Origin of the sequence: Roseibium aestuarii, from assembly GCF_008477545.1 — a bacterium.
Lineage (GTDB): Bacteria > Pseudomonadota > Alphaproteobacteria > Rhizobiales > Stappiaceae > Roseibium > Roseibium aestuarii.
Genome location: NZ_VORA01000001.1, coordinates 12,814 through 33,516 on the forward strand (window position 1 = coordinate 12,814; position 20,703 = coordinate 33,516).

Sequence of the window (20,703 nt, forward strand, 5' to 3'; positions counted from 1 at the left end):
GTCGCCCTTGCCTGCGGCTTCACCTTGATCATATCCGTCCACACGGCCTAGACTTATCTTGCGTGAAGGTTCATGAGGATTTTTTTTTTTGGAACTTGTAGAGATTAGATTGACAAATGTAATTCTCATCGGCAAATGTCCGTTTGCAATCCACGTGGTCATAGATGGTCGAGACGCCCGATGCTGTCCCTGGCTCAAGTTCAAACGTTTCTGGCCATTCTCGACGAAGGGAGCATCCAGCAGGCAGCACAACGTCTGTCCTGTTCGCAGCCCACCGTTTCGCAACAATTACGTAAACTGGAAGAGTATCTCGGCGCAGCACTGATCTTCCGCAATCGCGGACAATCAGTGCCAACGCAAGCTGGCCAGCTTTTCATCCCGCATGCCCGCTCGCTCATGGCCGCCGCCGAACGCTCTCGTGCCGTTATCGAGAATCGCCGGCTCAATCTGGTGGCCAGCGGCAATATCGGTGTCTATCTCGCGCCGCGCCTGGTGGCTGATTTCGAAACAAGAAGACGCGGCGAATATTCTGTTGACCTTGCGATCACCACGAACCGGGGCGCCATCGATGCGTTGCTCTCGGGGACAGCCGACGTTGTGATGTCAGAATGGCGCGAAACCCATCCAAGCATCGAGTGGCTGAGCTGGTGTCGCGAGAAGCTGGTTGTCATCGCGCCAAAAGACCATCTGCTTGCCCGCCAATCGCTTATCAGCAAAGACGAGCTGCTTTCTTACCCGATCATTGGCGGCGAAAGCGGCACGGGAACGGGCCGGATTTTGCGCGACTTCTTCGGACAAGACAGTTGCAAACTGCAGATTGGGCGGCAGCTTGGAAGCACCGCGGCGGTCAAGGAAGCCGTCAAGGCAGGCCTCGGATTATCGATCGTGCTTGCCTATACAGTTGAAAGCGAAGTTGCCTCTGGCTCCCTAGTCGCCCTCGATATCAAGGAAGCCGACATCTTCAAGACCCTGTATCTCGGAATTTCCGCCGACTGTCCTCAGTCGTCACTGACTCGCGCCTTCGTGCATCATTGCACCACCCATACACAGCAGGATGCACACATTCCTTCGGCCGGCTCATCCCACTGAAGAACTCTCCCTCACTGACAGGATCACTCCATGGCACGCAAGACACTGGTTACAAACTGGGTTCACGATGCTGTCGTCGACCTACTCAAGACACGTGGCGATGTCGTTACAAATCCCAATCGCGTGCCCTGGTCGCGAAGCGAGCTGTTGGTGCGCATGCAGGGCGTTGATGGCATGATTGCCTTCATGCCGGATCATATTGACGAGGACTTTCTGGCACAGTCACCGGATCTGCGCGTTATCGCGTGCGCCCTAAAAGGTGCCGACAACTTTGATCTCGAGGCGTGTCGAAGCCGCGGCGTTGCTGTGAGTATCGTTCCGGATCTTCTGACAGCTCCCACGGCCGAACTCACGATTGGCCTCATGATTTCGCTGGGACGAAATCTTCTGCAAGCCGACCGCGCTATTCGCGACGCCGGTTTCTCCGGCTGGCGCCCGGAATTCTATGGCACCGGCCTTGATGGATCGACTGTCGGCATAGTTGGCATGGGCGCAATCGGTCAGGCGATCGCCCACCGATTGCGGGCTTTCCGCTGCCGGATCGTCTATTTTGACGCCAATCCGATAACACCTGCGAAGGAAGACGCACTAGGCTTGATTCGAAGCGAGCTGAACCGTCTGCTTGAGGTGAGTGACTATGTTGTGCTCGCTTTGCCGCTGACGCACGCGACCCATCACATTATCAACGCGGACACTCTGGCGGAGATGAAACGCGGCGCGCTTCTTATCAATCCGGCTCGCGGCTCGCTGGTCGACGAAGCGGCGGTTGCGGATTCTCTAGAGTCGGGCGCGCTCGGCGGCTATGCGGCGGACGTTTTCGAGCTGGAGGACTGGGCACTCGTCAACCGGCCGACCTGCATTGAAGAACGCCTCCTGACGCACGCAAACACGGTCTTCACGCCGCATCTCGGTTCGGCCGTTGCATCGGTTCGTCGAGACATCGAACTGGCGGCGGCGCGTGACATCATCCGGTATCTGGATGGCGCGCCAATGCTCGGACGTGTTGTTTAACAGACCATCCTTGTTGCGATTGATAGAGCGTGAATGGCACGCCACACGCCCGCAATCTCTTCCGGCACGAGGCCCGTCCGCTTGTCTCCCGCTTGGCGAGGTAGCAATTCACTAGACCAGATATCGGTGCTCGCCCCCCGAGCCTTCGCTTCCAACTCCCCATATTCCCTCGGCGGCTGCTCGCGATCAGGGGTGCGGAGGACATACATTCCCTGCCCCAGACCCTAGACGGCCAGGTCCATTCCCTCGGCCGTGCCCAGGTAATCCGCGACGATCAGGTCGTTCTCTTCATCCGTCCAGGGCCCGTTCGACATTGCGCCAGGCTATGGGCACGAAGTCTGTTTGTCATCAGAGACTTCCGGCAGTGTCCTGGCTGGGTTCGAACGCTGCCGCCCGACTTTGGGATCGGCCGCCACGGAGCCGTCCTCTCGACCGTCCTGCGCCTTCGTGTCGGTCTCCGTCACCGGATTATCTCGCGAACGGGAAGAACCACTGAACGCGGCAACCCATTGGAATTTTCAGAATGTTTCAAGCCGTCCCGTACCGTCGAGGGGCGCTCGAAGAGAGACGCGGGCCATCCGGAGACCCGTTCTGCGTCAAGCGCCCAGTCTCCGAAGGGCGGATAGCCCCTGCCAACGCCCTTTGAAACAAAAGGAAGAAAGGCCCCAATCGGGGCCCTTGGACGGATTCAGTATCTGAATGTGGCGGAGAGAGAGGGATTCGAACCCTCGGAACGCTTGCGCGCTCAACGGTTTTCGAGACCGCCCCGTTCAACCACTCCGGCACCTCTCCGCGGTCCTTGGACTTGAAACGGGTGTTCAAGTGGCGCGGAACATAGACAAGGGTCGGAGCGCTCGCAAGAGCGGTTTTGAAAAATCGACGGCTTTTTTTGCAGGTGTCGAAAGGCGCTGATCGAGGGGCCGGTGCTGCGGTTGATTTTGCAGGCTCGCGTCACCTTGCGTCAGGCGCGGTTCTCGGGAACCTTCGCGGGCGATGCGAGGCCTTGCCGGACGCGGACCTCCACCCCATGTTGGTGCGGCGCCGGGGTGCGTGGCCCAAGCCCGCGTGGCGCAAGACGTTTTTGCCGTCAAATCCGTTGACTTGAGATGCGATCTGCATATAGTGCGCGGGCTTGTGAAAGGCTTCGTGCCCTTTGCAGGTTTCACTCCGTCACGCTCAAGGCCGGGCAAGCACTCCCGAAACCCTTCGGAACTGCGGTCTCAAAGCTCTGACAGATCTGCGCTTTTGCGCCGGACTGGCAGACGCCGGGAAGCTGACACGTCCGGGTCTCCCGGACACACCAAAGAACGAAAAGAAGGACGTGCGAGACATGTTCGCAGTGATCAAGACCGGCGGCAAGCAGTACACCGTCGCCGCCAACGACCTCCTGAAGGTCGAAAAGCTGGAAGCCGAAGACGGCGCAACCGTGACCTTCGACGAAGTGCTCATGGTCGGCAACGGCACCGACACCACCGTTGGCGCTCCGCTCGTGGAAGGCGCAACCGTGGTTGCAGAAGTGGTCAAGCAGGGCCGCGACCGCAAGATCATCATTTTCAAGAAGCGTCGTCGGCAGAACTCCCGTCGTCGCAACGGTCATCGTCAGGCCTACACCGTCCTCAAGGTGACGGACATCCTGACCGGTGGCGCGAAGCCGGCCCAGAAGGCCGCTCCGAAGAAGGCTGAAGCCGCTGCGGCTGAAGGCGATGACCTGAAGCAGCTCGATGGCGCCGGTCCGGCAGCCGTCAAGAAGCTGAACGAAGCTGGCATCACCACCTTCGCACAGATCGCCGCCATGTCGGCTGACGACGTCGCTCGCGTTGAAGAAGAAACCGGCCTCAAGGGCAAGTTCGAACGCGGTAACTGGGTTGAACAGGCCAAGGAACTGGCCGGCAAGTAAGCCGCCGTCCCCTTCAGGTCCCAAGTTCTAGAGAAAACGAGGAGTAACCCTCATGGCACACAAAAAGGCAGGCGGCTCGTCCCGTAACGGCCGCGATTCCGCTGGTCGCCGTCTCGGCATCAAGAAGTTCGGCGGCGAAGCCGTGATCCCGGGCAACATCATCGCGCGTCAGCGCGGCACCACCTGGCATCCGGGCACCGGCGTTGGCATGGGCAAGGACCACACCATCTTCGCGACCGTCGAAGGCAAGGTTGAGTTCCAGGCCAAAGCCAACAAGCGAACCTACATCAACGTGCTTCCGGTAGCGGAAGCCGCGGAGTAAAGCCGACGTGTCATCAAAACCGCCGGCGCCCCATAGCCCCGGCGGTTCGAGATGAACCGGTCAAAGGTCCGAAGAGATCGAAAAGGGGAGATGGGTCGCCATCTCCCCTTTTTTTCTTCATGCTTTGATCGGAGTTTTACATGGTTGTCGAAAGAGATGGACTTTTAGACGAGAGCAGTCTGCCCGCGGCCCCCTTGCCGCAGGAAGCAGACCGGGTGCGGCTCGACCTGCCGCGCCGGGATGATCTGGCCGACATCGTGTTTCTGGCCAACAACCACCGCATTGCCGCGAATCTCGCGACCATGCCCCATCCCTTTGCCCTCGATGACGCCAAGGCGCTGATCCGCAAGGCTGAAATGGCGCGCGGCGACAATGCGCTCTTTGCCATTCGCCTGCGCAGCACCGGCCGCTTCATCGGAGTGGCCCGCTATGCCCGCGTGGAAGAGGGCATGCCGGTTCACGTCGGTTACTGGCTGGGTGAGCCCTTCTGGGGACAGGGACTGGCGACCGAGGCGGTGCATGCGCTCGTCGACCATGCCTTCACCCATGGCGACATGGCGGAGCTGACGGCGGCCTGCCGGGTCACCAACCCGGCCTCGCGCAAGGTTCTGATCAAGTCGGGCTTCCAGTATCGGGACCAGTCTCTGATCCGCTCCATCGCGGCCGGCGGCACGGTGCCGATCGAGCGCTACAACCTGGAACGCAAGGTCTGGAAGTCCCTGCGCAGCTGGGGCGTCCGGCGGAGCGAACTGGCATGAGCGCCCTGCCCACCCTGGTCACCCGACGACTTGTGCTGCGTCCTCTCCAGCCTGAGGATGCGGTGACGATCGCGGCCCTTGGCGGACAGGACTTCGCGGTGGCCCGCTGGCTCACCGGTTGCTCCTGGCCCTATCAGGAAGGGGATGCGGAGAGCTTCGTCGCGGAGGCGCTGGCCGCCGATCCGCTGACCCACGAGGCCGTCTTCGCCATCACCCTGGGCGGGGTGATGATCGGCTGCATCAGCATCGAGGCGCCGGGCGATCTGGACGACATGCCGGATTGCCCGACCCTGGGCTACTGGCTGGGATCGGTGTTCCACGGCTTCGGCTATGCAACGGAGGCGGCCCGCGCCGTGCTGGACTGGGGCTTTGTGGCTCATGATTGCCAGGCCATCGGAGCGAGGGTCTTCGAGGAGAATGTCGTCTCCCGCAAGGTGCTGCGCAAGCTGGGATTTCGGCCCTGGGGCATGACGACCCGCTTCGCCCGTCCGCTCGACCGCAAGGTCAATTGCGTGGTCATGCGGCTTGAGCGTTCTGCTGACGCTTCGGCCGATCGGACCGTCGCATGAGCCTCGCGCCGATCCGGACGGAACGACTTGAACTGCGTCCGGTCGGAGTCTCCGATCTTGACCGGATCGCGACCCTGTGCGGCAATCGGGCGGTTGCGCGCATGCTTCTGCGCGTGCCCCACCCCTATGACCGGGAGGCCGGGCGGGACTATCTGGAGTGGTGCGAGGCAGAGGCGCTGGCCTGGCCGGCGAGCGACGAAGTAGCCTTCGCCATTGACCATGAGGGGCTTTTGATCGGCGTGGTCTCCATCCGGGATTTGCAAAAGGTCCCGGTTATCGGCTATTGGCTGGGCGAACCCTATTGGAACCGTGGTTTCATGAGCGAGGCCGTCAGGGCGGCGCTCTCCTGGCTGTTTGCGCGAACGTCTCACCAGGATGTTCGCAGCGCGGCCCTGATCGAAAACATCGGGTCCCTGAACGTATTGAAGAAGAACGGCTTCCGGCAGACCGGCCACGGGCGGGCCATGAGCCTCATCCTCGGCAGGATCGTCGAGGACGTGCATCTGCAGCTGACCAGACAGGATTTCGAGGCCGCCCGTTCAGAGTGACGGCCGCGACGGACGAACAGAAAGACAAGACCAATGAAGTTCCTCGATCAGGCGAAAGTCTACGTGCGCTCCGGCAACGGCGGCGCAGGCTGCGTTTCGTTCCGCCGCGAGAAATTTATCGAATACGGTGGCCCGGATGGGGGCGATGGCGGACGTGGCGGTGACGTGATCATCGAATGCGTCAACGGCCTCAACACCCTGATCGACTATCGCTACCAGCAGCACTTCAAGGCCGACACCGGCATCCACGGCATGGGCAAAAACCGCACCGGGGCCGATGGCGCGGACATCGTCCTGCGCGTGCCCGTGGGCACCCAGGTCTATGAAGAGGACAACGAGACCCTCATCGCCGATCTGACCGAGATCGGTCAGCGGGTGCTGCTGCTCAAGGGCGGCAACGGCGGCTTCGGCAACGCGCATTTCAAGTCGTCCACCAACCAGGCGCCGCGCCGGGCCAATCCGGGACTGGAAGGCCAGGAGAAGTGGATCTGGCTGCGTCTGAAGCTGATCGCGGATGCTGGCCTCGTCGGTCTGCCGAATGCGGGCAAGTCCACCTTCCTGGCGACCGTCTCCGCCGCCAAGCCGAAGATCGCCGACTATCCCTTCACCACCCTGCATCCGAACCTCGGCATCGTGCAGATCGATGGCAATTCCTTTGCCATGGCCGACATTCCGGGTCTGATCGAAGGGGCCCATGAAGGCACCGGTCTGGGCGACCGCTTCCTGGGTCACGTGGAGCGCACCCGCGTGCTGCTCCATCTGGTCGATGGATCGGGCGAGGAGGATCCGGGCGAGGCCTATACGATCGTGCGTGGCGAGCTGGAAGCCTATGGCGCCGGCCTGACCGACAAGCCGGAGATCGTTGCCCTGTCCAAGTGCGACGCCCTCACCGAGGACATGATCGCCGAGCGTTCTGCCTCGCTCGAGGCTGCCTGCGGCCAGAAGCCGCTGATCCTGTCGTCCGCGTCCGGGTTCAACGTTGATCGCGCCCTGCGCATGATCATGCGCGCCATCGACAAGGACAAGCAGGACGCCGCCAATGAAGTGCCGTCCCAGCCCGAGGAAGGGTGGCGCCCCTGATGGCCGACGCCTATCGTCTTGGTGATTTTCACCGCGTCGTGGTGAAGATCGGCTCGGCCCTGCTGGTCGATGACAAGGGGCTGAAGACCGCCTGGCTGGAAGCCCTGGTCGATGATCTGGTCGGCCTCAGCGCCAATGGTGCGGAGGTCATCCTTGTGTCCTCCGGGTCGATTGCTCTGGGCCGGCGCATTCTCAACCTGCCGCGCGGTCCGCTGAAGCTGGAGGAAAGCCAGGCGGCGGCCTCCGTCGGGCAGATCGAGCTGGCCAAGGCCTATGCCGAGGTGCTCGGCCGTCACGACCGCAAGGCGGGGCAGATCCTGCTGACGCTGGGCGATACGGAAGAGCGCCGCCGCTATCTCAATGCGCGCGCAACCATCGCCACGCTGCTGAAGCTTGGCGCGGTGCCGATCATCAACGAGAACGACAGCGTTGCCACCAGCGAGATCCGCTATGGTGACAACGACCGTCTGGCCGCCCGCGTGGCGACCATGGCGAGCGCCGATCTTCTCGTGCTTCTCTCCGACATCGACGGCATGTACACGGCCGCCCCGCAGACCAATCCGGATGCGGTCTTCCTGCCCGTCGTTCCGCGCATCACGCCGGAAATCGAGAGCATGGCCGGCAGCGCCGGGTCGGAACTGTCGCGCGGCGGCATGAAGACCAAGATCGAGGCGGGCAAGATCGCCACGGGCGCCGGCACCACCATGGTGATCGCGTCCGGCAAGCCGCTCAATCCGCTCAAGATCCTGGGCGACGGCGGCCGCTGCACCTGGTTCCCGGCGCAAGGCTCTCCCTCCAGCGCCCGCAAGGCCTGGATCGGGGGTCATCTGGTCGCCCGGGGCGAGCTGGTTCTGGACGAGGGCGCGCTGAAGGCGCTGCGCTCCGGCAAGAGCCTGCTTCCGGCAGGCGTGTCACGCATCAAGGGCGAATTCTCCCGCGGCGATGCGGTCAGCATCCTGACCCCGGAGGGTCGGATCATCGGTCGTGGCCTCGTGGCCTATGATCACGACGAGGCGCGCATGATCGCCGGACGCAACAGCCGCGAGATCGAGGCCATCGTCGGCTATCCCGGTCGCGCGGAGATGATCCATCGCGACGACATGGCGCTGGATGATGCGTTTCTGACGGCAAGCGTTTAAGACGGAAGACCGCAGGGGCTGGATGGCCCCTGCGCACACGAGCGAAAGACGAGAGTGATGCTGGACAAGGTCGAACCCCAAAACCTGACGGAACTGATGGCCGACATGGGCAAGCGTGCCCGCGCCGCAGGACAGGTTCTCGGCCTTGCCCCAACCGAGCAGAAGAACCGAGCGCTGGCCGAAATGGCCCGGGCCGTGCGGGCCGCGACGCCGGAGATCCTCGCCGGCAATGCGCTCGATATCGAGGCGATGAAGGCAAACGGCCAGCCGGCCTCGTTCCTAGACCGTGGCACGCTGGATGAGGCCCGCGTCGAGGCAATCGCCGAGGCGCTGGAAGACATCATGGCCCTGCCGGATCCGGTGGGAAGCGTGATCGCCAGCTGGACGCGGCCCAACGGCCTGCGGATCGACCGGGTGCGCACCCCGCTGGGTGTCATCGGCGTCATCTATGAAAGCCGCCCGAATGTGACCGCCGATGCCGGGGCGCTCTGCCTCAAGGCAGGCAATGCGGTGATCCTGCGCGGTGGCTCTGACACGATCAATTCCAACCGGGCGATCCACGCCGCGCTGAAGGCGGGCCTCAAGGCCGCCGGCCTGCCGGAGGATTGCATTCAGGTCGTGCCGGTGACCGATCGCGCTGCCGTGGGCGAAATGCTGAAGGGCCTCAATGGCAATCTGGACGTGATCGTCCCGCGCGGGGGCAAGAGCCTCGTGGCCCGCGTCCAGGCGGATGCACGGGTGCCCGTCTTCGCCCATCTCGAGGGCCTGGTGCACATCTATCTCGACCGTGCCGCCGATCTGGACAAGGCGTTGCCGGTCATCGTCAATTCCAAGCTGCGCCGCACGGGCATCTGTGGCGCGCTGGAAACCCTTCTGGTCCATCGCGACGTGGCCGAAAGCTACCTTCCCGCGATCCTCAAGGCGCTTGAGGAAAAGGGCTGCGAGATCCGGGGCGACGAAACCGTCTGCCGGATCGGGGCGGATCTGGTTCCGGCCACCGAGGAGGACTGGCGTACCGAATATCTCGACAAGATCCTCTCGGTGAAGGTCGTCGACGACCAGGACGAGGCCATGGCCCATATCGCCACCTATGGCTCGGGTCACACCGACTGCATCCTGACCGAGGACACGGCGGCCGCCGAGCGCTTCCTCGCGACCGTCGATTCGGCCATCGTGCTGCACAATGCCTCGACCCAGTTTGCCGATGGCGGCGAGTTCGGCATGGGGGCGGAGATCGGCATCGCGACGGGTCGCATGCATGCCCGCGGCCCCGTGGGTGTTGAACAACTGACCAGCTTCAAGTATCAGCTGCGCGGCGAGGGGCAGACGCGCCCATGATCTCCGCCGCTGGCTCTTCGGCGGCCCTGCCGGACTGGGTGCGCTTGCCCCATGCCGAGCCGGGCAACCGGATCGGCATTTTCGGAGGGTCGTTCAACCCGCCCCATTCCGGACACCGTCTGGTGGCAATGACCGCGCTCCGTCGTCTGCGCCTCGATCAGGTGTGGTGGCTGGTGACACCCGGCAATCCGCTGAAGGACAAGACGGAGCTTGCGCCGCTGGAACGGCGCATCCATATGACTGCCGCCCTGGCGAACCACCCGCGCATGCATGTCACCGCGCATGAGGTGGCCCTCGGCACTTCCTTCACGGCAGAGACGCTCCGGCAGCTCTGTCGCAAGCGCCCTTCGCTCCGCTTCGTGTGGATCATGGGGGCGGACAATCTGGCGGGTTTCCACCGCTGGCAGAACTGGCGCACCATCGTGGAAACCGTGCCCGTGGCGGTCATCGACCGTCCGGACGCCTCCCTCTCGGTGTTGTCCTCGCCGATGGCCCAGGCCTATCGCACGTCGCGAATCGACGACAGCGATGCGGCCTGCCTGCCGGAACTCCGGGCGCCTGCCTGGACGTTTCTGCGTGGCCCGCTGGACGAAACATCGTCCACCGAACTGCGGCGGCGACAGGAGCCGTAACGTAAAGTGAGAGCCCTTGCCGGGTCGCTGTCTTGAAAAGGACAGGAGGGCAGGGGTATTCTTGCCCTTGGTCGCTCAGACGACCGGGGTAAGGGTCAAGCCGCCGGGCCGAGTCGCGAAACAGACCGGCGGGCAACACAGTTGAAAAGGCAGAAACACCTGACCATGACCTTTGAAAGCGGGCGGACTCCCGAGTCCACTCCCCTCCAGACCCCCACCGGCGCTCTTGAGCCGGGGGATCTGCTCGATACCGTCCTCGCCAGCCTGGATGACAGCAAGGCCGAAGACATCGTCTCTCTTCACATTGCCGGCAAGAGCTCCCTGGCCGATTACATGGTGATCGTGTCCGGTCGTTCGCACCGTCATGTCGGCGCCATTGCCGATCACCTGCTGCGCGACATCAAGACCGCCGGCGGTGGCAATGCCAATGTCGAGGGCCTGTCCACCTGTGACTGGGTTCTGATCGACGCCGGCGACGTGGTGATCCATGTCTTCCGTCCGGAAGTCCGCGGCTTCTACAATCTCGAGAAGATGTGGGCGCCCGACGAGGACAGCACGCCGCACCTGGTGGTCTGAGACCCCGGCGGAACCGAGCAGGGCGGCCCTGGCCGAGTTCCAGAGCAAAGAGGCGCCGGAGTTTTTCCGGCCAGGGACAGCATGCGCATCACGATTGCCTGCGTCGGACGCATGAAGTCCGGCGCCGAGCGGGACCTCTTCGACCGGTATCTTGACCGGGCGCAGAAGATCGGCCGCGCGCTCGGGGTCACGGCCGTGACTGTCCGGGAGCTTGCCGAAAGCCCTGCCCGCAAGCCGCAAGACCGCAAGGCAGAGGAAGCGCGTGCGCTTCTCGCCCTGCTGTCTCCCGGCGCCCGTCTCGTCGTGCTCGACGAGAATGGCAAGACCCTGACCAGCCCCCAGTTCTCTGACCGCATCGACGGGTGGAAGATGGAAGGCGTGCCGGAAATCGCCTTCGCCATTGGCGGGGCCGACGGACACGGCCAGGAGCTTCTGGATCGGGCGGACCTGAAGCTCGCCTTCGGCGCCATGACCTGGCCCCACCAGATCGCGCGCATTCTCCTCGCCGAACAGGTCTACCGCGCGCTCACCATCCAGTCCGGCCATCCTTACCACCGAGAGTAGTGGATCGCCTGATCTGACAAGTCGCGAAGGGCTTTCCCGGCAAATCACCTGGGGAGACCTGCCAGACCCCCGCGCCTGCATCTCGCCGCAATCTGCCGCTAGTTTCCCATCCTCGTCGTCCCGCACCCATCCTGTCGTAGGGCAGGGAACATGGGGAAGGTCGCGCGTGTGGGCGTCTGCTGCCCATTAGGTGAACGGTTCCTTAACGATGGGATAGGTATCGAAGGGGGATGATGCAATCCATGTCGGGCACCGGCCGGACCCGTCGCCTTGGGGTGACGAGAGATCCGCTGACGAGGGGAGCGCGCCGGATCGTGCGCCGTTTCTCCCTGCGCCGTGACATGTCCGCCTGCCTCATCCTGCTGCTTGCAGGCCTGTTCGCGCTGCCGATGCAGGCCCGGGCGACCGACACTATCGAAGATGCCATCGACGCCTCCATGGAAGCCGGAGAAGCCACCGCTGTCAGCGCGGATCTCTCCCCGGTCGAGCAGGCGCAGAAGCTCAAGAAGCAGCGCGAGGACGAATTGCGCGCCCTGAGCGACAGCCTGACCGTTTCCGCCGAGCGTCAGGGCGAGATCGAGCGCGAGATTGCCCTCATCGATCGCGACCGGGAAAGCCTCAACGGCAAGATCCTGGTCACCGCCGATCGCATCAAGGCCTTGGACACGGCCCTGAGCGACACCGAGCGCCGGCTCGTGCGGCTCGAGGAAAACGAGGATTCCGTCCGGGCCTCCCTGTTCGAGAGGCGCGGCGTGCTGGCGGAGGTGCTGGCCGGATTGCAGAGGATCGGTCGCCGTCCGCCGCCGGCCCTCGTCGTCCATCCCTCCGAGGCCCTGCAGGCCGTGCGCAGCGCCATCCTGCTCAATGCGGTCATGCCGGAGCTGCGGGTGGAAATGGAAGCGCTTGCCACCGATCTCGCGGCCCTGTCGCGGCTGAAGGGCGAGATCGCGGATGAGAAGACCCGGCTGGTCGGCGATGCCACCAGTCTGGCGGAAGAAAAATCCCGTCTCGAACTGCTGCTCAGCGCCAAGCGCCAGGAGCGGCAGACGACGGCGGGCGTGCTGGAGGATGAGCGGCGCAAGGCCGAGGAGCTGGCAGCTCAGGCCAAGTCCCTGCAGGGGCTGATCGCGTCGCTGGAGAATGAAATCGCCTCGGCCCGTGCGGCGGCGGAAGCCTCGCGCAAGGCTGAAGAGCTAGCCAGAACGGGTCCGCGTCGCGCGCAGGATCCGTTCGCGGATCCCGGACGCCTTGCGCCGGCAGTGGCCTTTGCGGACATGCGCGGCCAGTTGCCCCGGCCGATTGCCGGGGAAATGATCCGCGATTATGGACAGGCGGATGATTTCGGCAGCCTGAGCGAGGGGCAATCTCTCGCGGTTCGCGCCGGATCTCCGGTCACAAGCCCGACGGATGGATGGGTGGTCTATGCCGGCCCGTTCCGCTCCTTCGGCCAACTCTTGATCCTGAACGCCGGCGGGGGATACCATGTGTTGCTCGCCGGGATGGATCGAATCGACGCCGAACTGGGACAGTTCGTCCTTGCCGGGGAACCGGTCGGCGTCATGGGCACGACCAAATGGGCCAGTGCCTCAACAATCGGTTTTGGCTCCACGCAGCCGATCCTATATGTTGAATTTCGAAAAGACGGACGTGCGATCGATCCCACGCCCTGGTGGGTCCGCACAGAAGAGGAAAAGGCTCGCGGATGATACGGAAAGCTTCTCTGCTGCTTGTCGGCGCTCTGATGGGGGCGACGGCAGTCACGACCCTGTCGCAACTGCCGTTCCGGATGAGCGTCGAGGCCAATGCCGCGGCGTCTGACACTTACCGTCAGCTCAATCTGTTCGGCGACATCTTCGAGCGCGTGCGCTCCGATTATGTCGAGGTGCCCGATGATGCGCAGCTGATCGAGAACGCGATCAACGGCATGCTCACCTCGCTGGATCCCCATTCCAGCTATCTGTCGCCGAAGAACTTCCGCGACATGCAGGTGCAGACCCGTGGCGAGTTCGGCGGTCTTGGCATCGAGGTCACCATGGAAGACGGCCTCGTGAAGGTGGTCTCCCCGATCGATGACACGCCGGCCTTCCGCGCCGGGGTTCTCGCAGGCGATCTGATCGCCGAAATCGACGGCGAGCAGGTGCAGGGCCTCACGCTCAAGGACGCGGTGGAAAAGATGCGCGGGCCGGTGGGCACCGACATCATCATCAGCGTCATTCGTGAAGGCGCCGATGCCCCGATCGAACTGACCATCACCCGCGACGTGATCCGCATCCGCTCGGTGCGCTGGCGCGAAGAGGATGATGTCGGCTACATCCGCGTCAGCCAGTTCAACGAACAGACCATGGACGGCGTCTCCCAGGCGATCGAGGAAATCACCTCCAAGATCGATGGCGACAAGCTCAAGGGCTACATCGTCGACCTGCGCAACAACCCGGGTGGTCTTCTGGATCAGGCGATTGCCGTGTCCGACGCCTTCCTGGAGCGTGGCGAGATCGTTTCGACCCGCGGCCGCAATGCCGAGGAAACCCAGCGCTACAACGCCCGCAGCGGCGATCTGGCGGAGGGCAAGCCGGTCATCGTGCTGGTGAACGGTGGTTCGGCCTCCGCGTCGGAAATCGTCGCCGGTGCCCTGCAGGATCACCGTCGGGCGACCGTGCTCGGCACCCGGTCCTTCGGCAAGGGCTCGGTCCAGACCATCATCCCGCTGGGGGCCAACGGAGCAATCCGCCTGACCACCGCGCGCTACTACACGCCGTCGGGTGTCTCCATCCAGGCCAAGGGCATCGTGCCGGACATCGAGTCCCTGCAGGAACTGCCGGAGGAACTGAAGGGCAAGACTACCGAGACCCGGGGTGAAGCCGGTCTGCGCGGTCACCTGGAGGCCGAGGGTGAAGAGGGTGAGGGGTCCGGCAGCCAGGCCTATGTGCCTGCCGACCCGAAGGACGACACCCAGCTGAACCTGGCTCTCGACCTGCTGCGCGGCAAGAAGGTGGATAGCGCCTTCCCGCCGATTGGCGCCAAGGCAGCCAACAGCGCGCAGTAAACGCTTGCCGGGCTCCGGGAGACCTGTCGGCCACTGGCACGGCAGGCTCCCGGAGCCCTTTTGACTCCACTCCTCCAGCGCAGGGCTGAACGGACCCCATGGCGAGCGAAGATCTCACGGCACCTCTCGGTCTTGGCAAGCGGCGTCTGCTTCGTCTGCCCTTCGGCCTGATCGGGACCGGACTGCTGAGCGTGGTGCTGACCACCGGTCTCGTCTGGATGCTCGTGGTGGATGACCCGCTGGGCGGCGAGCCCATCGCCATGGTGCCGGTGGGGACCGATATCGCCGGCCTCAGCCAGCGCGACATCGAGGTGGTCGAGATCCGTCCCACGCTCGAAGATGGCGCCCTCGGTCCGAACCTGCGACCCGACGCGGCCTCCAACATGCTGGGGCCGCGCTATGATCTCCAGAAACACGCCGGCCAGAACGAGATCACCCGCGTCGATCTGATCAACCCGGATCCGCGCGTGGTCGAGCGCTCGGCCTATGGCTATCTGCCGGCGGTCAGCGACGATGGCATTCGTCCGCTGGATGTCTATGCCCGGCCGGTCGTCAGCGAATATCATTCCGTGCCGCGCATCGCGATCATCGTCGGCGGCATGGGCTTGAGCCAGACGGGCACGGAGAGCGCCCTGGGGCTTCTGCCGGCCGACGTGACCCTGGCCCTTGCGCCCTATGGCGAGAACCTGGACCGCTGGATGCAGCAGGCCCGCGAGAAGGGCCACGAGCTTCTGCTCCAGATGCCAATGGAGCCCTATGATTTCCCGGACAATGATCCGGGACCGCACACGCTTCTCGTGAGCCTTACCCCGCAGGAAATGGCGGACCGGTTCAACTGGCTGCTCACCCGCGTGACGAACTACGTCGGCGTGATCAACGACATGGGCGCGCGCTTCATGGCCACGCGCCCCTCCCTTCAGTATGTTTTCGAAAACCTGACCAAGCGCGGGCTGATGTTCGTCGATGACGGCTCCTCCTCGCGCAGTGTGGCGGGGGAGGTGGCGGCCGAAGTCCGTACCCCCTTCAGCGGTGTGGATGTGGTCCTGGACGCCGTCCCCCGCGAGGACGAGATCAACGCCAAGCTGCTGCAGCTGGAAGGCGTGGCCCGCGCCCGTGGCGTTGCGGTGGCCTCCGCCTCCGCCCTGCCGGTCACCGTGCGCCTGCTGGAAGCCTGGAGCCGCGACCTTGAAGAACGGGGCCTGATGCTGGTCCCCGTCAGTGCAACGATCGATCGATAAGAGATCCCCAGTGAGCAAAGACACCCTGCTGCCCGGCTTTCCTGCGCCCAAGGAAGGCCGCCCCTATCGTCCCTGCGTCGGCATTATGGTGCTCAACGCGCAAGGCCTTGTTTGGGCGGGCAAGCGCGATGACGGGGCAGGTGCCTCCGACTACGAATATGCCTGGCAGATGCCGCAGGGCGGGATCGATCCCTCCGAGGACCCGCGTCTGGCCGCCTTCCGCGAGCTCTACGAAGAAACCTCCATGCGCTCCGTTTCCTATCTGGCGGAGACGGACAGCTGGCTGACATACGATTATCCGCCGGAGATCGTGGCCGATACCCGCAAGGGCAAATACTGCGGTCAGGCCCAGAAGTGGTATGCCCTGCGGTTCGAGGGGGATGAGGACGAGGTCAACATCCTGCAGCCGCCGGAAGGCCACAAGGCGGAATTCTGCGCCTGGCGCTGGGAGCGGGCGGAGAACCTTCCCGGTCTCATCGTTCCCTTCAAGCGGGACGTCTACCGTCAGGTTGTCGAGGCCTTCGCCCACCTGACTGCCTGAGCCGGCCGGCGTCTCAGGCGGCTTCTCCCGTCCATTCGGCGCGCACCATGGCGTCGTCCTCGTGCGGCAGGTGCTGTGCGCGGGCGGCTGCGAACTCCGCAAGCGGGACAAGCCGGGAGAGGGCCCATACGGCGCTCGCCCGCACCAGCGGCGCCTCGTCGGCAAGCAGCGCCCGGACCTTCGGCAGGAGGGGGGCTGCGTCCGAGTTGCCTGCAGCGATCAGCACATTGCGCAGGAAGCGGTTGCGCCCGATGCGCTTGATGGGTGAGCCGGAGAACAGCGACCGAAACGCGGCGTCGTCAAGGGCGAGCAGATCGTCAAGACGCGGCGCCTTGAGATCCTCGCGCGCCTGAAGCTTGGCCTCGCGGGCCGTGCTGGCGAACTTGTTCCAGGGACAGGCGGCCAGGCAGTCGTCACAGCCATAGATGCGGTTTCCCATCGCCTGCCGGAAGGCGACCGGAATCGGTCCGCCGTGTTCGATGGTGAGATAGGAGATGCAGCGGCGCGCGTCGAGCTGATAGGGCGTGGGAAAGGCCTGCGTCGGGCAGCTGTCCAGACAGGCCCGGCACGAGCCGCAGTGATCGCGCTCCGCGTCGTCGACGGTAAGCTCGAGGGTGGTGAAGATCGAGCCGAGGAAGAACCAGGAGCCCAGGCGCCGCGACACCAGATTGGTGTGCTTGCCCTGCCAGCCGAGACCGGCGAGGGCCGCCAGCGGCTTTTCCATCACCGGCGCCGTGTCGACGAAGACCTTCACGTCGCCGCCCCCGCGCGAAACCAGGAAGCTGGCCAGCTCCTTCAGCCGTCCCTTGATGATGTCGTGATAGTCACGGTTGCGGGCATAGACGGAGATGCCACCGGTCTCCGGCGCCGCCAGATGGGCAAGCGCATCGTCCTCCGGTCCGTAGTTCATCGCCAGCATGATGACGCTGCGCGCTTCCGGCCACAGGCTCGTGGGGCTGGCGCGGCGTTCCAGGGTCTCGGCCATCCAGCCCATGTCGCCATGATGGCCCTTGGCGACGAAGTCGCTCAGGCGCTCCCGCAGCTGATCGGGCACGGCGCGGGCATCGAGGATCCGAAGGTCGTCGAACCCCAGCGCCTGCGCCTTGTCGCGAAACCCGCCGAGCAGGCGCTCTGTCTGCCGGGATCCGCTCATCGGCGGATCAGAAGTCGAGGTCGGCGTAGGTGGCACTGGCCGGCATGCCCAGGATCTTCTCTCCCAGGAGAGGCCGCATGCAGGGCCGCGACTTCACCCGCGCGTACCAGTTCTTGACGTTGTCCTCCGTCTGCCAGGGAACTTCCCCCAGATAGTCGGCGCAGGACAGCTCGGCGGCCAGGGCGAAATCGGCGAAGCTCAGGTTCTCGCCCGCGATCCAGCGCCGCGAGGCCGCCAGATAGCCGAAATATTTCATGTGATGATGGATGTTCGCACGGGCGACGCGCAGGGCGGCCGAATCAGGTTCGCCGCCGCCTGCCGACTTGGGCATGGTCTGCTTGTAGATGCGCTCGCGCACCAGATGGCCGACGACCTCGTTGTCGAACTTGGTCAGCGACCAGTCTACCAGCCGGCGGCATTCCGCCCGCAGCGCCGGATGATCCGGCATCAGGCGCCGGTCGCCCATGGCATAGCCGCGGGTCTCATCCAGATATTCCATGATCGGGTAGGGTCCGCAGATGGCCGGGCCATCGTTTTCCACCAGAACCGGGATCGTTCCGGCCGGGTTCAGCATCAGCAGCTCGCGCGGACGCTCCCAGGGGTGCAGCGTCTTCTCGTCATATTCGGTCCCGTATTCCCGCAGGATCAGACGGACGAAGCGCGAGGCGGGGGAGAACGGGTGGTGATAGAGCGTGTACATTGACGCCTGAACGCGACTGGGGTTGCTGCAGCAGGATGGAAGGCCTTGGTGCGGCCCATATCGGGCAATTGTGGCGCAACCTTGGTTATCAAGCCTTTGACAAATGCGCCCGGGCAGGCATTTAACTGCGGCTGCGAACATCATGGGCCCACCGGGGAACCGGGCGGCAAGCCACCGGCGGGTGCCACCAAGACCCGCCAGGGCGGACAGGGAGCAGCGGAATGCCGGATCAGACGATCGTCAACGCCTTCATCCTCGGGATCGTCGAGGGTCTGACGGAATTCATCCCCGTCTCCTCGACCGGTCACATTCTCCTTCTCGGGCATTTTCTCGGCTTCGAAAGCACCGGCAAGACCTTCGAGGTGCTGATCCAGCTCGGCGCGATCCTCGCCATCCTCACCGTCTATTTCGCCCGCCTGTGGAATCTGGCCATCAGCCTGCCGAGCAGTGCCGGCAGCCGCCGATTCGTTTTCGGCATCCTGCTCGCTTTCCTGCCGGCGGCCGTGATCGGCGTCTTCGCCCACGGTTTCATCAAGGAAGTGCTGTTCGAAAGCCCGGCGCTGATCTGCTCCACCCTGCTTCTCGGCGGCATCGTGCTTCTGTGGATCGACCGCATGAAGCTGACGCCGCGCTATCACGACGTGACCGAATATCCCCTGAGCCTCTGCCTCAAGATCGGCCTGTGCCAGTGTCTGGCGATGGTGCCGGGCGTGTCGCGCTCCGGCTCGACCATTGCCGGCGCGCTTCTCATGGGCACGGACAAGCGGTCGGCGGCCGAATTCTCGTTCTTCCTTGCCATGCCCACCATGGTCGGCGCCTTCGCCTATGACCTCTACAAGAACCGCGATGTGCTGTCGGCTGACGACGCGATGCTGATCGGCATCGGCTTTGTCACCTCCTTCATCGCGGCGGTCTTCGTGGTGCGCGGCCTGCTGAACTTCGTCACCCGCCACGGCTTCGCGCCGTTTGCCTGGTGGCGCATCTTCGTCGGTCTGGTCGGATTCGCCGGGCTCTATCTTCTCGGCTGAGCACGCAACCGGCGCCGGGGTTACGCCCCGTGGCGCCGGGCCATTTCCTGAAGGTCCAAGGCCATCTGCGCCCGGAGCTCTGCCGGTTCCAGCAGCTCCGCGTCCGGACCGAGCCACCGCACCAGCGGCAGGATCTGCGAGGGCAGGACGCTAGGCAGGCTGAAGATCATGTGGTCTGGGCCGTCGGCCACAAGGGACGCGTGGCGATAATACCAGTCCTGGGTCAGCCGCGACGCCTGTTCGCGGCTCATGCGGATGCGGCTGCTGGGGCCCTCCTGCTCCCACCGGCGCATGGCCTGCGAGAGCCACGCTCCGCCCAGCAGATCCGCGATGCGGAAAGCCGGATCGGGCCGAAAGCGGAAACCGCTGACCTCCACGTTGCGGATCCGGTCGGCGCGATAGATCTTCATCTCGCCGCTGTCCCGGTCCCGTCCGGCCAGATACCAGAGATCCCGGTCGAACAGCACGCCGTGCGGCTCCACATCGTGGGGGCGTGGCGCCGGTCGGGCCGGATTGTGATGGTCGAAGCGCACCGCGCGGCTTTCCAGCAGGCCGACCATGAACCCGTCCAGAGCCGCTTGCCAGTCCTCCGTCGGCTCGGCCCGGGTTGCGGCGTGAAAGATGTCCGCCGGTATGGGCTCGATACCGATCACCCGCTCCGCGTCGCCCAGCAGTGCCAGCACCGGGCGCGGCAGGCTGGCAATGAGCTTGCGTTCGGCCGAATCCAGATCCGACTTGAGCGGCAGCGTGCGCAGGCTTCGAACCAGGGCGAGGGTGGTCAGCAGGGCGGCGGTCTCCCGGCGGTTCAGCGCGACCGGCGGCTGCAGATAGTCCTTCGCCAGCCGGTATCCCCCTTCTGCCCCGCGCTCGGCCTCGACCGGAATGCCGAGGGCAATCAGGCGGTCCACGTCCCGGTAGATCGTGCGCAGCGAGACCTCGAACCGTTCGGCGAGGGTGGCCGCGCTGACGAGGCGTCCGCCGGTTAGCAGCAGCAGGATGGCAAGGGCACGTTCGATGGAATTCATGGCGCGATCCGCGAGCGGGCTGAGAAAAAATCGGGTCTGGTCGAAACTCGCCGATCATACCTGACTCTCTGCTGTCAGGTATGGCCTGTCAGTCTGCGGTTATCCCCGGTGGAACGGCTACCGGACCCAATCAGGAGATGACCCATGACCTTTTTCGAAACGTCCTCGCTGCGCCGCCGTCCCGCGCTGCTGGCCTTGATCGCAAGGGCGCTCAGGTTTCTTGCTGCCGCCCTATCTGACTGGCTCCGGGAACGCCGCACCCGCCGTTCGCTCGACCGTCTCGACGAGCGCATGCTGTCCGACATCGGCCTTGCCCGTTGCGGCAGCACCTATCGCGAACGCACAGATACGACCGCATGGCAGGGTCTGGCGGAAAGCCGAATCCGGCGCCCGTGATTCAGGCGCCGCGTGGGCAAGGGGATTGGCGTGCGACACAAAAAAGGGCGGCCCGG

22 protein-coding genes and 1 tRNA gene are annotated in these 20,703 nt (G+C 64.3%); 19 read left to right on the forward strand and 4 right to left on the reverse strand.

What is annotated here, in order from left to right:
• Positions 1–180: 180 nt before the first annotated feature.
• Together FR728_RS00075 and FR728_RS00080 are read left to right on the forward strand one after the other, a co-directional pair.
• Positions 181–1,089: a LysR family transcriptional regulator gene (locus tag FR728_RS00075; RefSeq protein WP_188318742.1), complete on the forward strand. Its 909-nt coding sequence runs from the start codon at positions 181–183 to the stop codon at positions 1,087–1,089.
• 30 nt (positions 1,090–1,119) lie between these two features.
• The gene (locus FR728_RS00080; protein ID WP_149890643.1) at positions 1,120–2,100 is read left to right on the forward strand and encodes a phosphonate dehydrogenase; all 981 of its coding nucleotides are present in this window, start codon (positions 1,120–1,122) and stop codon (positions 2,098–2,100) included.
• Between the two features lie 702 nt (positions 2,101–2,802).
• Here FR728_RS00080 and FR728_RS00085 read toward each other — a convergent pair.
• Positions 2,803–2,892, reverse strand: a tRNA-Ser gene (locus FR728_RS00085).
• Positions 2,893–3,430: 538 nt separating this feature from the next.
• Between FR728_RS00085 and rplU the strand changes: the two genes are divergently transcribed.
• The 15 genes from rplU (at position 3,431) to FR728_RS00160 (ending at position 16,345) form a co-directional block, all read left to right on the forward strand.
• Entirely contained in the window at positions 3,431–3,997 is a 567-nt protein-coding gene (gene rplU / locus FR728_RS00090) for a 50S ribosomal protein L21 (protein WP_149890644.1), read from the forward strand.
• 52 nt (positions 3,998–4,049) lie between these two features.
• The gene (gene rpmA / locus FR728_RS00095) at positions 4,050–4,319 is read left to right on the forward strand and encodes a 50S ribosomal protein L27 (RefSeq protein WP_006933726.1); all 270 of its coding nucleotides are present in this window, start codon (positions 4,050–4,052) and stop codon (positions 4,317–4,319) included.
• A gap of 140 nt (positions 4,320–4,459) precedes the next feature.
• Positions 4,460–5,077, forward strand: coding sequence for a GNAT family N-acetyltransferase (locus FR728_RS00100; RefSeq protein ID WP_149890645.1), 618 nt, complete (start codon positions 4,460–4,462; stop codon positions 5,075–5,077).
• Positions 5,074–5,646 carry a GNAT family N-acetyltransferase gene (locus tag FR728_RS00105; protein WP_149890646.1) on the forward strand — a complete coding sequence of 191 codons (573 nt, stop codon included), beginning with the start codon at positions 5,074–5,076 and terminating at the stop codon, positions 5,644–5,646. The genes FR728_RS00100 and FR728_RS00105 overlap by 4 nt, the downstream gene beginning before the upstream one ends.
• Entirely contained in the window at positions 5,643–6,194 is a 552-nt protein-coding gene (locus FR728_RS00110; protein WP_149890647.1) for a GNAT family N-acetyltransferase, read from the forward strand. Before FR728_RS00105 ends, FR728_RS00110 begins: the two co-directional genes overlap by 4 nt.
• A 33-nt stretch (positions 6,195–6,227) precedes the next feature.
• Positions 6,228–7,274 (forward strand): GTPase ObgE, encoded by a 1,047-nt coding sequence (obgE, locus tag FR728_RS00115; RefSeq protein WP_149890648.1) that lies wholly within the window; start codon positions 6,228–6,230, stop codon positions 7,272–7,274.
• Positions 7,274–8,413, forward strand: a complete 1,140-nt coding sequence (gene proB, locus FR728_RS00120; RefSeq protein WP_149890649.1) for a glutamate 5-kinase — start codon at positions 7,274–7,276, stop codon at positions 8,411–8,413. Before obgE ends, proB begins: the two co-directional genes overlap by 1 nt.
• 57 nt (positions 8,414–8,470) lie before the next feature.
• Positions 8,471–9,751, forward strand: coding sequence for a glutamate-5-semialdehyde dehydrogenase (locus FR728_RS00125; protein WP_149890650.1), 1,281 nt, complete (start codon positions 8,471–8,473; stop codon positions 9,749–9,751).
• Positions 9,748–10,383 (forward strand): nicotinate-nucleotide adenylyltransferase, encoded by a 636-nt coding sequence (locus FR728_RS00130; protein WP_149890651.1) that lies wholly within the window; start codon positions 9,748–9,750, stop codon positions 10,381–10,383. Before FR728_RS00125 ends, FR728_RS00130 begins: the two co-directional genes overlap by 4 nt.
• 165 nt (positions 10,384–10,548) lie before the next feature.
• Positions 10,549–10,959 carry a ribosome silencing factor gene (rsfS, locus tag FR728_RS00135; protein ID WP_149890652.1) on the forward strand — a complete coding sequence of 137 codons (411 nt, stop codon included), beginning with the start codon at positions 10,549–10,551 and terminating at the stop codon, positions 10,957–10,959.
• Positions 10,960–11,040: 81 nt separating this feature from the next.
• Complete coding sequence (gene rlmH / locus FR728_RS00140; protein WP_149890653.1) at positions 11,041–11,523, forward strand: 23S rRNA (pseudouridine(1915)-N(3))-methyltransferase RlmH; 483 nt, start codon at positions 11,041–11,043, stop codon at positions 11,521–11,523.
• A gap of 230 nt (positions 11,524–11,753) precedes the next feature.
• Entirely contained in the window at positions 11,754–13,229 is a 1,476-nt protein-coding gene (locus tag FR728_RS00145; RefSeq protein ID WP_244304334.1) for a murein hydrolase activator EnvC family protein, read from the forward strand.
• On the forward strand, positions 13,226–14,566 hold the full coding sequence (locus tag FR728_RS00150) for a S41 family peptidase (RefSeq protein WP_149890654.1): 1,341 nt from the start codon (positions 13,226–13,228) through the stop codon (positions 14,564–14,566). The genes FR728_RS00145 and FR728_RS00150 overlap by 4 nt, the downstream gene beginning before the upstream one ends.
• A 98-nt stretch (positions 14,567–14,664) precedes the next feature.
• Positions 14,665–15,804 carry a divergent polysaccharide deacetylase family protein gene (locus FR728_RS00155; RefSeq protein ID WP_149890655.1) on the forward strand — a complete coding sequence of 380 codons (1,140 nt, stop codon included), beginning with the start codon at positions 14,665–14,667 and terminating at the stop codon, positions 15,802–15,804.
• 10 nt (positions 15,805–15,814) lie between these two features.
• The gene (locus tag FR728_RS00160; protein ID WP_149890656.1) at positions 15,815–16,345 is read left to right on the forward strand and encodes an RNA pyrophosphohydrolase; all 531 of its coding nucleotides are present in this window, start codon (positions 15,815–15,817) and stop codon (positions 16,343–16,345) included.
• 13 nt (positions 16,346–16,358) lie between these two features.
• On the opposite strand, the gene queG is transcribed toward FR728_RS00160, so the two are convergent.
• Together queG and FR728_RS00170 are read right to left on the reverse strand one after the other, a co-directional pair.
• Positions 16,359–17,498: a tRNA epoxyqueuosine(34) reductase QueG gene (queG, locus tag FR728_RS00165; RefSeq protein ID WP_149890657.1), complete on the reverse strand. Its 1,140-nt coding sequence runs from the start codon at positions 17,496–17,498 to the stop codon at positions 16,359–16,361.
• 7 nt (positions 17,499–17,505) lie between these two features.
• On the reverse strand, positions 17,506–18,198 hold the full coding sequence (locus tag FR728_RS00170; protein WP_149890658.1) for a glutathione S-transferase family protein: 693 nt from the start codon (positions 18,196–18,198) through the stop codon (positions 17,506–17,508).
• Between the two features lie 221 nt (positions 18,199–18,419).
• Between FR728_RS00170 and FR728_RS00175 the strand changes: the two genes are divergently transcribed.
• Complete coding sequence (locus FR728_RS00175; RefSeq protein ID WP_149890659.1) at positions 18,420–19,226, forward strand: undecaprenyl-diphosphate phosphatase; 807 nt, start codon at positions 18,420–18,422, stop codon at positions 19,224–19,226.
• A 20-nt stretch (positions 19,227–19,246) separates the two neighbouring features.
• Here FR728_RS00175 and FR728_RS00180 read toward each other — a convergent pair whose 3' ends face one another.
• Complete coding sequence (locus FR728_RS00180) at positions 19,247–20,251, reverse strand: helix-turn-helix transcriptional regulator (protein ID WP_149890660.1); 1,005 nt, start codon at positions 20,249–20,251, stop codon at positions 19,247–19,249.
• Positions 20,252–20,395: 144 nt separating this feature from the next.
• On the opposite strand from FR728_RS00180, the gene FR728_RS00185 reads away from it, so the two are divergent.
• A complete protein-coding gene (locus FR728_RS00185) occupies positions 20,396–20,647 on the forward strand; it encodes a YjiS-like domain-containing protein (protein WP_149890661.1) in 252 nt (83 codons plus the stop codon).
• The last annotated feature ends 56 nt before the right edge of the window (positions 20,648–20,703 follow it).